The following is a 12575-nucleotide window of genomic DNA, read 5'->3' as shown; positions in this document are numbered from 1 at the left end:
GGATTGGTTCAGGGAGAAGGGTATCCCACAATGTGATTTGCTCGTTACGAAGTTTTAACATAATCGCTCACCTCAAATAGGATTTTCGAGGAGCACTGTTGAATTTCTTTATGAAGAAAGGAATTCAGTCCCTCTTTTTGGATGTATTGCCTCGTCAACAACTACTTCCATTTAGAGAGCTGAATTCCTTTTGTTTTTGACTTACCCCAGGAATTTTTCAGGGGAAACTAGCTAACGCCGAGTGGGTCGAGGATAGCTCATGCCGGGTGGGTTTTCTTATCGTGTAGGAAAGTTTAAGGGCTTCACCGTGTGAAAGCGTTATGAAATAAACTTTCCGGAACGCATAAAAAGTTTCCTCTAACGAAGAACCAGCTTCTTCGAGAGGGCTTCAATCGAAGCTTTTTTTATCGTGTAGGAAAGTTTAAGGGCTTCACCGTGTGAAAGCGCCCTGAAATAAACTTTCCGGAACGCATAAAAAGTTTCCTCTAACGAAGAACCAGCTTCTTCGAGAGGGCTTCAATCGAAGCTTTTATTATTGTTCATGAACTTTTGGGTTTGCCGGAAAAATGGAGGTTTGCAAACACCAAAAACATGATAAGATAATAATATACTGATAAGACTGATACTTCAGACAATTTTATGATGTCGACTGGGAGGGATATGGATGACTATCTTTTTAGTGAACCTGTTTCTGGTGATCGTGTTCGTGTACCTGATTAGCCGCCAGCAAAACGAAGAAATCATCTACGACGAAGATTTCTTTCTCCAGAACCCTTCTGCCCTGGAAGAATACCATCAAATGCCGATCGACTTCCAACAGGCTTTTTTCCGCAAGCACAAAGAGTGGATCAAGGAAAAGTACATGCGCGGAGAAAGCTACGTCCTCGGCTATTGTCCCAATAAAGAAGTGCGCCGTGCCTGGTTGTCTGAATTTCTCAACCAAAAGAATATCAATACACCAACCCCTTCTGCTTGAAGGGGTTGGCTTTTTTCGCCCCATTTTTCTCTTTTTCGACAGGATAAGGTATACTTCTCAATATGAAGAATTGCAACAAGAGGAGGAACAATGCAAATGCTGGACGTACTACTTCAGCACCTGGACGAGTTCTTGTCCCGGCATGGCGTGATTACCAACGTCGTGCTGCGGACGGAGCGCTCTTTGCTGGAAGAGGAGGAGGGCACCAGGGAAGTGGCGCTATATTTCGCCGCCTCCGAGGAGGAGCTGGACAAGCCTGTCGCCACCCTTCACCTGTTTCCGCTGGATGAGCAAAACACCTTCGAGTTGGAAGTGGAAATCGAGTTTGCCCGGAATGATGAGGAGGAAGTCAACCAACTCTGGCTAGCGTCGCAAAAAATCGTCCCGGAAGTATCCCTGACGGAGAAAAAACGCTACTTGTCGCCCGGCCGTCTGGCAGAATCAAGTATCATTCTCGACTATCATTTTCTGCTTGACCTGCCCAAGGCGAATCAAGACGAGCAGGTGCTTCGCCAGACGCTGGAGCGATTTGCCGCTGATTTGGGAAAGCTGATTCGTCTCTAGCTGCGCCTATTTTTCTGTGCGGACTACTACACCGCTTGCTTCTTCATACACTTTAAACAAAGCAGCCATGTCCTCTTTTGGATATTTGGACTTGGCAATCGCGTACATCTCCTCGGCCAAACGATTGATCGGCATGTCCATTTCGTAGGCGTCGGCCAACTCCGTCGCCAGTTTCATGTCTTTGTGCAGCAGTTCGTTGCTGAAGCGAGGGGCGAAATCCCGTTTGTGAACGAGCGGTACGATCCGGTGGAGCATTTTGCTCTCACCCGTGCTGGCGGCGAGAACGTCATACAGCATGTTCGTATCGACGCCAGCCTTGGTCGCCAGGCAGAAGGTTTCGGCCAGTGCTGCCGTATGTACGCCAATCAGGTAGTTGTTCATCAGCTTGACGAAGCTGCCGCTGCCGATTTCTCCGATGAAGAACAGGTGCTTGCCCATCGCCTCGAAAACGGGCAGGGCACGATCGTAGTCCGCTCGATCGCCGCCGCACATAATGGCCAGGGTACCGGCTTCGGCGCCCATTGGTCCGCCGCTCAGCGGAGCATCCATATAAGAGCCGCCCTTCTCCTTGATGGCCGCGTAGGTGCGTCTGTTGAGCAGCGGACTGACCGTGCTGTGGTCGATCACCAGTTTGCCGTTCAAATCGGCCTGCAGGATCCCGTTATCGCCAAAGTATACCTTTTCGATAGTAGACGGGAGCGGCAGACAGGTGAGGATGATGTCTGCTTTTTCGGCGAGATCGCACGGATGCAGCGCTTCTTCGGCGCCCAGCGAGAGAGCCGTTTCAATCGGTCCGCGGCTACGTGACACAACCGTCACCGAGAAGCCGGCATTCAGAAGGTTGCGAACCATGGGGCAGACCCATGGTTCCCAGTCCGATAAATCCGATTTTCTCCATAGGAATCCCCTTTTCATTGAAAATATGGATAAACTTAGTCTATTCCTGAACGGAAAAGCATACAAGCGCAAATGATTCGAAACCGGCAGGAATTTTTCAGAAGATACAGAATGAAATAGAATAATGAATGAGCATTCACTCGTAATGGGGAGGAATTTTCCATGGAACTAAAGCATGTACGCACCCCCATCCGGTTAGGGAATCTGACACTGCCTAACCGCATCATGATGGGTTCGATGCACGTCGGTCTGGAAAAGCTGGAGGGCGGCATGAAGCGGCTCGCCGCGTTCTATGCGGAACGGGCGAAAGGACAGGTCGGGCTGATCGTTACCGGCGGTATTGCTGTTCGTCCCGAGGGCGGAATGGGAGAGCAGTACTGCAATATTTACCGTGATGAGCATGTCGAGCAGCTGCGGATCATTCCGGAGATGGTTCACGAAGCGGGCGGCAAGATTGCGCTGCAGCTGTTTCACGCCGGCCGGTATGCGTACAAGGAAGTGACTGGGCTTGATCCGGTCGCTCCATCTCCGCTGCAGGCCCCGATCAACCGCACCAAGCCTCGCGAGCTGACGGAAGCGGAAATTGAATCCACCATTCAGGCGTTCGCTGACGGTGCTGCTCGGGCCAAAGCGGCGGATTTTGACGCTGTGGAGATCATGGGCTCCGAAGGGTACCTGATCAACCAGTTTCTCTCCCCCGTAACCAACAAGCGAAACGACCAGTGGGGAGGCGACTTCGCACGGCGCAGCCGGTTTGGGGTGGAGGTAGCCAAGCGGGTACGGCAGGCGGTAGGACCCGACTATCCCGTTATCTTCCGAATGTCCGGGCTGGATTTGATTCCGGACAGTTCCACGCCGGAGGAAACGCTGCAATTCGCCCGGATGCTTGAAGAGGCCGGGATGAATGCGCTCAATATCGGCATCGGCTGGCATGAGTCGCAGGTTCCGACGATCTCCATGATGGTGCCGCGCGGTTCGTACGTCTGGGTGGCCCAGCAGGTAAAGGGAGCGGTCAGGATTCCCGTCATTGCGAGCAACCGGATCAACGACGTACGCTACGCCGATGAGATCCTGCATGAAGGCCGCTGCGACATGGTGTCCATGGCTCGACCTTTCCTGGCCGACGCGGCAATCGTAAAAAAGAGCCTGGAAGGCCGATATGAAGACGTGAACACCTGTATTGCCTGCAACCAGGCCTGTCTGGATCACATCTTTGATGGAAAAACGGCTTCCTGCCTGGTTAACCCGGTGGTGGGAAGGGAAGTGGAACTGGCCATCCAACCGGCTTCCGATCGCAAAAAAGTGGCTGTGGTGGGGGCCGGCCCGTCCGGACTGGAGGCGGCTCGAGTGCTGGCTGAGCGCGGCCATTCCGTTGTTCTTTTTGAAAAACAGCAGCAGATCGGCGGCCAGCTGAATTTTGCCCGTCAGGTCCCGGGCAAGTCGGAATTTAACGAAACCCTTCGCTACTATCGTGTCCAGTTGGAAAAGCTGGGTGTGGACGTACGTCTGGGAACGGAGGTCGATGCCGATCAACTGGTGGCGGAGCAGTTTGACGAAGTGGTTGTGGCGACAGGCGTGAAGCCGCGCCAGCCCGACATCCCCGGAATGGATCTGCCGCATGTGGTAAGTTACGCGCAGGTGTTTGAAAAACAGGTCACTGTCGGACGGCGCGTGGCAATCGTCGGGGCAGGCGGGATTGCGTGTGATCTTTCCCATCTCCTGGTTCACAATGAAGGGCTTTCGTCCGAAACGGCCCGCTATCTGCTGGAGTACCGCATTCTCGATGCAAAAGGACTGCATCAGCTGCAGCAGAGCGGCCGCAAAGTCCTGATGCTGCGACGCGGCAAACACGTGGGAACGGGACTGGGCAAGACGACACGCTGGGCGGTGCTTGCCATGCTCAAGAAGCAAGGTGTGGAAATGTTGACGGAAATTGAGTATAAAGAAATTACCCCTGAGGGAATCACCATCCTGCAACAGGGAGAAGAACGTCACATTCCTGCCGATACCGTCATCATCGCTGCCGGAGCCACATCGAACAGCCGTCTGTACGAATCATTGAAGGGAAGACTGCCGGTTCATCTGGTGGGGGGAGCCAAGGAGGCGGGCGAACTGGACGCAAAGCGCGCCATTTTTGAGGGAGCGCTGGTCGGTCGGGCCATATAATCCTATGGCGGCAGGGAGAGAGAGGAGAAGTTTTGTGAAACCGTACAAACTTGTTCTTACCGGATTCGGGTCGGTCGGCTGGCATGTAGCCGACCTGTTGTTTCAGCGCCGGGAGCGCTATGCTACCCTTTTTGGCGCGGACGTGCAGATTGTCGCGGTCTGCGGCTCCCGCGGCGGACTCTACGACCCGAACGGACTCTCGCCGGATACATTGCTACCCTTGACGAAAGCGAACGGCGGATTGACTGCTTCCGCTCGCATGGAAGAAGCGTATACGGGGGTCCGCTTTCTCTCCCAATGCGATGCCGACGGCTTGGTGGAGGCGGGTCCCACTGATTTTGTCACCGGAGGATCGGGCTACCTGTATCTGAAGACGGCCCTGGAGCAAGGAATGGACGCCATCACCCTGTCCAAAGGAGCGCTTGTGCTCGATTACCCCGGTTTGGCGAGACTGTCCCGCAAACAGCGCGCCTTCTTGAAGATCAGTGGAGCCACTGCCGCTGCCCTGCCTACCGTCGACCTGATTCAATACAACCTGGCTGGCTGCGAAGTGGCGGAGATGACCGGTATTTTCACCGGCACAACCAACTTTATCCTCACGGCCATGTGGGAGGAGGGGCTCCCCTACGAACTGGCGCTGCGCGAGGCGCAAAACCGCGGGATCGCGGAACCGGATCCCGCATTTGACGTCGAAGGATGGGACACGGCTTGCAAGCTGACCATTTTGGCCAACGCTGCGTTCGGAGCAGAAATGTCCCTCAGCGAAATAAAGCGGACCGGAATCAGCGGCCTGACGGGTGAGCAGATGGAGGAGTGGCGAAGACAAGGACTCGTCCCCAAATTGGTCGGCCGCATTTTGCGTCAAACCGGGCAAATTGCAGCAGAAGTGAACGTGGTGCTGTACCCGTTTGACCATCCGTTCGCCCAGGTAAAAGGGGCGACCAAGGCGGTACAGGTGCGTACGGACGTCATGGGGGAACTGCTGGTGGTGGGAGGCAAATCTGATCCGCGGGCTGCAGCGGCAGCCGCACTGAAGGACCTGGAGCACATCCTCGAGCGGAGGTTTCACTGAAAAAAGGCAAAAACCTGGCAGGCGACGCATTACGCCTTCCAGGTTTCTTTTTTGTCAGGACGGGGGTGGTCCGCTTGTTTCTTCCCAGGCAGCCACCACCCGGTTTTTCCCCGTTGTTTTGGCGGTGATTTCAGCATCGTCGGCCAGGCGGATCAGTTCCTCGCTGGTCTTCGTATGGGAGCGGTTCAGAGTGGAAACACCGACGCTTACGGTGAGGCGGTAGGGCCGGTTGTCAGCAAACTCCTCCTCGATTGAAAGACGCAGCCGTTCGGCTAGCCGCAGAGCCGCTTTCCCGTCCGTTTTCGGCAGAATTAACAGCATCTCTTCGCCGCCAAACCGTCCGGGGATGTCGTTTTTGCGGAGCGTGCCTCTGATCATATCGGCAAGCTCCCGCAGGACACGGTCGCCCTCCTGATGGCCGTATTCGTTCACTTTTCGGAAGTTGTCGATGTCCAGCATGATCAGGGAGAGGTCGAGATCGTACCTCTTCGCCAGTTCCAGTTCTTTCGCCAGCGCGTTCATAAAGTAGCGGCGTTGATAAAAGCCTGTCAGGTTGTCAATCATCATTTCCATGTACAACAGCGCATTGGCTATATGCGGTTTGATGAAGGAGAGGAATTGCTCCATATGCTGTTCCTTCGTTTCGCTCAAGGCGCCCGAATAGACTTCCAGCACGATCGCCTGTCCGTTCTGGTGATAGAGCGGAACGACGTACTTTTGCTCACATTCTTGCCGGGCCAGAAAACGAGCCAGCTCTTCTTGGGACAGGATGCCGGAGACAGAATAGTGCACCTTTTTCCTGCTGTAAAACAAGTTGTAGTCGATGGAGAGATGAGAGATCGGGAAGTACTCGAACAGGGCGTAAACCAGTCGCTGAATGGTTCGGGTCAGCTCCAGGGTCTCCGTGACTCGTTCGCTAAGCTGAATGATGATTTGCAGATCGAGTGACTGTTCCAGCAATTGGGCCCTCTCCGCCAATAACTGCTGCACGAACGGCTCCTTCAACAGCAACGGGTTTTCTGTCAGGAAGCGGGGCTGCACGACACTCTCCAAATCCCGCAGAACCTGTTGGTATTCCTCTTCTTTTTCAATGAGCTGGTAGCCGTTTGCCGCCCGGCGCATGTACAGCATGGCTTGCTGCAAATTTCCCTGCTTAAGCCACCATGCCGCAGAAGCGCGGTAATAGTCCGGCCAAAACAGATCGTAGCTGTTCTCTTTCATATATTTCTCAAACTCTTTCAGCCAGTGCTCCGCTTCTTCCGAACCTGACTTTAGCAAGATCTGGATCATCTCCCGATAGGCCCAGCCGGCGACGATGCGGAAACCGTTTAGCTCAATGCTGCGCTGGAACAGGCGACACGCCTCGGCGAACTCTCCTTTTTCCGCCTGATACAAGGCGTCGATGAACACGGATAAATCCGTTTCCTTTTGCCAGACGAGCGGCGGAGGCATCGGTCTCCCCCGGCGAAAGGACAAATAGCGGCTGTAGTTTTCCCAGAGGGAAAACGACCAGTCACCCAGATCCTTGGTAAAGATCTGCTCTTCCAGCTGGCGGAATAATTCGTCCCGCTTCCATTCGCAGGCGAACATCAGTTGATGGGTGTAGTACTGTTCCAGCAGGTCGGCCCGTTTAATCTCGTCGACGAGAGAAACGTTTTCCATGTGGTAGGCATAGCCGTCCAAATCGCCATGGTACAGTGAGAGTTCCATTCCGTTCAAATGGCTGATCTGCTGTTTTGTGGTAAAACCGTACCGCTTGGCCATCTCCAACTGCCGCTTCGTGTAGGTGAGGGCGACGTGTACGTTGTTGTCGAAGCAGTAGCTGTTGTACAGCTCGATCATCAGGTCGTGATGGCAGGACGACTCCAGCATCGACTCCAGCTTTTTGCGCAGGGCGGAGGCCCACTCGCTCAATTCCGGAAAGTACTGGAACAAAATCGTCGTGTACATGATCGTCAACTCCGCGAACAGCCGGATGGAGATCTGTTCCCGCTGGGGATAAAGCTCATGACGGTAAAAGTCGTCGATGATTCCGGCTCCTTCCTGGTGCAGCGGCGTAAAGAAATCTACATACGCGAGGAGATGGGCGGCTCTGGCCCGGTCTGCCAGCGGGAGGTGCTTGTCCGACACGAACCCGGACAACTCCTGCTTCAGCGCTGTGACGTCCGTCTGATTGGTAAACAGCAGAACTCGTATCCAGGCGAAACGGTCCTGCAGTGCGCCTGTTCGCTGGTAGAGCGAATAAGACAGCTTTTCCGCCTGCTCGAACTGATTGAGACGGATGTACACCTGAACCAACAGACGGTCCCAGCAGCATACACGGTGCCGACCCAGTGCTTGCTGCAGTTGTTTCAGGTTCTGAAGAATCACTTTTCGCCGCTCCAGTGTCAAGAGAAGGCGGATCTGCCGGTAGTAACGAATCAGCAGCTCGTACTCCATCCGCTTGTCTTTGGCCAAATGGGCCAGCTCGATCTGCGGCGGAAGGGTGCCAGGGCGGTAATTGCGCTGCAGCTGAAGCGCCCGTTGAAAATAACGGGTCTGTGTTTCAAGCGGCAGCTCGTATATCGTCAGGCGTGAAACTTCAACCGGTACATAGATGCAGTTGGGATGGTAGACGGGCAAAAGTCCCAGCTGCAACAAACGGGACAAGGTGTGATTCAGCTCACCCATATCCAATTCGTTTTTGTGAAAGATGTCTCCGGCTCGTACCGGCATCGGCAGACAGGAAAGTGTGCGCAGCAGATCCAGTTCCTTTTCGGACAATTGAGCGAGCCGTTCCGACAGGAGTTTCCGTATGGACAGCTGCTCTTGATCCCATTCAAAGTGATCCGCGCATCGCCAGCCTTCCCGCTTTAGCACGATCTGCCCGGTTTCAATCAGCTTTTCCAAAAGCAGGCGGCAGTAGTTGAACTCCGTCTGTTGTTCCGTCAGCCAGTTGGCCAGGCGGTCCAACAGCTCGGATTCAGCCCTGCCCAATTGTGAAAGCAGGACCCTCCGATACATGTGCGGCTCCTTTTTTCCCACCGAAAGGAAGCGCAGGCTGAATCCCGGGATCAGGCCCGGTTTTTCCTTGCCGCTGAAGATGGCGAACAGTCCGGTGATACGGCTGCTGTACTTTTCCCAGAAACGCATCAGAACGCGCTGGGAGTCTTCGTCGAAGTGTTCACAGCCTTCAAAGGCATAGTAGAAATGCTGCCATTCCATCATCGGCGTAAGCGCCGAGTAGAATTGAAACAGCCACTCGGACAGCGAATGAACGATGTCGTCCCCGACGTAATGTTGCTGGAAAATCCGGTCTAGCTTGCGTGTAAGGGTGATCAGGAAAGCCTTGTCGCGTCCGAAGAAACGGAAGGCGCTAAGAGTCGTACGCTCGATCAATTCGCGGATGGTGCCGTAGGGCAGGTTTCTGCAGGAGATCGTGAAGAAGAAGTCGCTCTCCATCACCTCATTAAAATGCTGCATGTACACGTCCAGACGAGTCATTTCGTCTTCACATATGATTCCGATCAACCGTTCCCCTTCGGAGCGCAGGAAGGCACGCAGCTGGTTTTGTTGGCATTGGGTGAGGGGAGGCGACGAAGGATGCAAAAGGGAAGCATCTGCTGCCGGCGCCGTAGGCGATTCGGTTGACGGGAGTCCGGCTTCCGCCCGCGCCAGGCTTCCAATCTCTTCGGCAAACAAGAAGCTCTCCGGTGCTTCCACCAGACGGTTGGTGAGCCAGCGCAAGAACTCGCTCATCTCGCGTTCGTCCGTCAGCCAGGCAAGCAGAAGGCCGATTGCACAGAAATCGGCCGTACGCGGCATGTTGTGCTGGCGGGCATAGCGGGAAAGAAACGAAAAGGGATACTCCGTCAAGGCATGCTTTACGAAAGGGAATGCGGAAGGATACGGTTGTATGTCAAGCAGGACCTCCATCGTTTCCGGATGATAATAGATCTGCTCCGGAATCAGGAAGCCCATGTGAAATCGGTTTTGGTGCAGGACAGCAAGCGCGTCACAAAGTGAGCTGATGAACAGCAGGATCTGAGGATGCTGGCCGGTTTTTCTCGGCCATTCAGATAACGGCCGGTACCCCTCGGGAAGAGGCGGCAGTGTCACGTGCAGCTCGCCGTTTGCATCGCTCCAGTCGACTGGAAGGCGGAACCATTTGCCGCGAGCGGATTTTGTCCAATGCAAGAGGCGCTCAGTCAGCTGCCGCTGTTGGAAGTACTGCCACACGGTATCATGAAACCTCATGTGTCCATCATTGCGATCGTTTTCAACCGTCATCAGACGGCGTGCTGGTTGTGCCAACGTCGATTCTTTCATAGAGGGTGACCCCGCTTCAGATGGATATTCGTTACTAGTTTATTACATTGTACGACAGAATTCCCCTTCCTCAACAGAGTAGATGGAAGATGAATGGCAATTTTTTTCTCAATAATCAGAACATACATTCTTGTTCATGATATACTAGACCTAGCTCACAGAAAGGGAGGTGAAACATTTTGTCATTTCAACAGATCTTTTGTCGAAACTCTTTCTTTTGAACGGATATTTATGCAAAATAGAAGAACGCTGTATAATTCGAGTGGATTGGGGGCATCCGCCTTGATGAATCAAAATGGAATCTTGTTGGGAAAACGCCAATTCCTATACTGTGTTGACGATGTAGTAGAGGTTGAAGGGTGGACCTTTACGATTGCCCCGGGATTCAAGGTCATCGCCGGAGGCAGCGCCAATCCGGTGCAAACGCTCATCAGCATCTACCGTGAGAGTGAAAAAGAAGCTCAGCTTTTGCTTACCCATAGACGCTTGGATTCCGATTTGACGGTGCAAGCGGTGTCCAGTGACATAGTGCTGGAAATATCGCCGTCGACCCGCAAGGTAAGTGTAGCGGAAAAACAGTAGAGCACCCTCAAGGCGGGTGCTCTTCTTTTATAAGGAGGTTTACACAGTGCCATTGAATCGAATGCAGGCAGGAGAGTTTGTTCTGACATGGCTGCGCGGCGGCCTCACACAACTGGACGGAGGCGCGATGTTCGGAGTTGTGCCCAAGCCGCTGTGGAGCAAGCGCTATCCCAACAACGAGCAGAACCAGATCCCGCTGCGGGCAGATCCGATTCTCGTTCAAGCCCACGGCAAAAACATCCTGATCGAGTCAGGCATCGGCGTCAATCGCCTGACGGACAAGCAGAAGCGCAACTTCGGCCTGGTCGAGGAGTCGCAGGTGCCGGAATCATTGACAAGCCTCGGTTTGTCCCCGGCAGATATCGACATCGTCCTGATGACGCACATGCACTATGACCACGGGAATGGTCTCGTTTCCGTTGAAAATGGAGAGCACACCTCAACGTTCCCCCATGCAGTCATATACGTGCAGGAACTGGAATGGGCAGAGATGAGGGAACCCAATATCCGCTCCCGCAACACGTACTGGGAGGAAAACTGGCGTCCCATCGAGCATCAGGTGAAAACCTTCGGAGAGCATCTGGAGGTCGTTCCCGGTATTTCTCTCCATCACACTGGAGGACACAGCCAGGGACATGCCATCGTGCGGATGGAGAGCGAAGGAGAGGTGGTGCTCCATCTGGGAGACATCCTTCCAACCCACGCCCATCAAAACTCGCTGTGGGTGATGGCGTATGACGACTATCCGATGACGTCCATTTTTGCCAAGGAACACTGGATCAAGCAGGGGATTCGTGAAGGAGCATGGTTTACCTTTTACCACGACGCCCTCTACAGGGCGATCAAGTGGAACGAGCAGGGGGAAACGGTTGACAAGCTGGAAATTTCCTGATAGGAAACAAAATGACACAGGGAACTGTGTCTTTTTTTTGGCGAATTTCGTCCGTTGGTCCCGACGCCCGCGCTGATTCCAACCCTCCCTTTCTTTTCCAAAATATTTGTGTTACTATCAATTTCTATAAAATTATTTTAAATGAAAAAAATGATCTGTCAGAAAGGATGAGGAAGATGAAATCGGCGCTGATCATGGGAGGCACGCAGTTCTTTGGCAAGCGGCTCGTCGAAAATTTGCTGGGAGCCGGAATGGACGTTACCATCGCCACCAGGGGGAGAACACCTGATCCTTTTGGTGACCGCGTCAATCGATTGATCATTGACCGGGAGCACCGTGAGACATTGGAAGCCGCTTTTGACGGTAAACAGTGGGACGTGGTCTACGACCAGACGTGCTATTCACCCAGCGAAGCGCTGGATACGCTGGAGATTCTCAAAGGCAAGGCAGGCCGCTACATCTTCACATCCACGATGGCCGTGTACGATTTTGGCCGTCGCAAAGTGGAAGCCGATTTCGATCCTTATCGCTACCCGACCGACAAGATCGGCACTCGCCGTGAATACCCCGGCTTGATGGGATATCAGGAAGCAAAACGGACGGCGGAGGCCTTGTTGTTCCAACGGGCAGACTTTCCGGTGGTTGCTGTACGGTTTCCCATCGTGATTGGTCCGGATGATTTTACCAACCGCCTGCGGTTTCACGTTGAGCATGTGGAAAAGGGCCTGGAGATGGGAGTGGGCAACCCTGATCATTCGATCGGCTTTATCTCCTCGGAAGACGCCGGCAGAACGCTCAGCTGGCTGGCTGACCGTACATATGTCGGTCCGGTGAATGCTTCTTCACTGGGAGACCTGACAATGGGAGAGTTGATTGCCCTGATTGAGGATGTGGTTGGCAAACAGGCGATCGTCGCGGCCCAAGCGGCAGAACCGCAGCATCAGTCACCCTATGCGATGCCAGGTTCATGGTCGCTTGATTCGTCGAAGATTGCGGCTGCCGGCTTCCAGGCAAGCCGCTTGATGGCGTGGCTGCCGGGGCTTCTGAAAAGCTACGTTTCGAATGGCAACTAGCAGGTTATCCGTTTTTTGCGGAAACCCATTGAAAATTTCGATAAT

At 53.8% G+C, this 12575-nt stretch carries 9 protein-coding genes; 7 read left to right on the top strand and 2 right to left on the bottom strand.

Going from position 1 to position 12575, the window contains the following annotated elements; all coding sequences use genetic code 11:
- The first annotated feature begins 664 nt into the window (after positions 1–664).
- Positions 665–976 (top strand): hypothetical protein, encoded by a 312-nt coding sequence (locus tag ACE99V_RS14335; protein WP_400491848.1) that lies wholly within the window; start codon positions 665–667, stop codon positions 974–976.
- A gap of 96 nt (positions 977–1072) precedes the next feature.
- The gene (locus ACE99V_RS14330) at positions 1073–1540 is read left to right on the top strand and encodes a hypothetical protein (RefSeq protein ID WP_400491846.1); all 468 of its coding nucleotides are present in this window, start codon (positions 1073–1075) and stop codon (positions 1538–1540) included.
- A gap of 6 nt (positions 1541–1546) precedes the next feature.
- On the opposite strand, the gene ACE99V_RS14325 is transcribed toward ACE99V_RS14330, so the two are convergent.
- Entirely contained in the window at positions 1547–2392 is an 846-nt protein-coding gene (locus ACE99V_RS14325; RefSeq protein WP_400491844.1) for an NAD(P)-dependent oxidoreductase, read from the bottom strand.
- 207 nt (positions 2393–2599) lie between these two features.
- Between ACE99V_RS14325 and ACE99V_RS14320 the strand changes: the two genes are divergently transcribed.
- The gene (locus ACE99V_RS14320; protein WP_400491842.1) at positions 2600–4603 is read left to right on the top strand and encodes an FAD-dependent oxidoreductase; all 2004 of its coding nucleotides are present in this window, start codon (positions 2600–2602) and stop codon (positions 4601–4603) included.
- Between the two features lie 34 nt (positions 4604–4637).
- Positions 4638–5675 carry a homoserine dehydrogenase gene (locus ACE99V_RS14315; protein WP_400491840.1) on the top strand — a complete coding sequence of 346 codons (1038 nt, stop codon included), beginning with the start codon at positions 4638–4640 and terminating at the stop codon, positions 5673–5675.
- A gap of 54 nt (positions 5676–5729) precedes the next feature.
- Here the strand turns inward: ACE99V_RS14315 and ACE99V_RS14310 are convergent, their stop codons facing one another.
- Positions 5730–9983, bottom strand: coding sequence for a GGDEF domain-containing protein (locus tag ACE99V_RS14310; RefSeq protein WP_400491838.1), 4254 nt, complete (start codon positions 9981–9983; stop codon positions 5730–5732).
- Between the two features lie 285 nt (positions 9984–10268).
- On the opposite strand from ACE99V_RS14310, the gene ACE99V_RS14305 reads away from it, so the two are divergent.
- The 3 genes from ACE99V_RS14305 to ACE99V_RS14295 all read left to right on the top strand — a co-directional run bounded on the left by ACE99V_RS14305 (position 10269) and on the right by ACE99V_RS14295 (position 12530).
- Positions 10269–10565, top strand: coding sequence for a hypothetical protein (locus ACE99V_RS14305; RefSeq protein ID WP_400491857.1), 297 nt, complete (start codon positions 10269–10271; stop codon positions 10563–10565).
- A gap of 52 nt (positions 10566–10617) precedes the next feature.
- The gene (locus ACE99V_RS14300; RefSeq protein ID WP_420998573.1) at positions 10618–11457 is read left to right on the top strand and encodes a YtnP family quorum-quenching lactonase; all 840 of its coding nucleotides are present in this window, start codon (positions 10618–10620) and stop codon (positions 11455–11457) included.
- Positions 11458–11633: 176 nt separating this feature from the next.
- On the top strand, positions 11634–12530 hold the full coding sequence (locus tag ACE99V_RS14295) for an NAD-dependent epimerase/dehydratase family protein (protein ID WP_400491836.1): 897 nt from the start codon (positions 11634–11636) through the stop codon (positions 12528–12530).
- Positions 12531–12575 lie beyond the last annotated feature (45 nt).

This window comes from Brevibacillus soli (genome assembly GCF_044759095.2).
Taxonomy (GTDB): Bacteria; Bacillota; Bacilli; order Brevibacillales; family Brevibacillaceae; genus JBIYSM02.
This window is presented reverse-complemented; position numbering and strand designations above follow the sequence as displayed.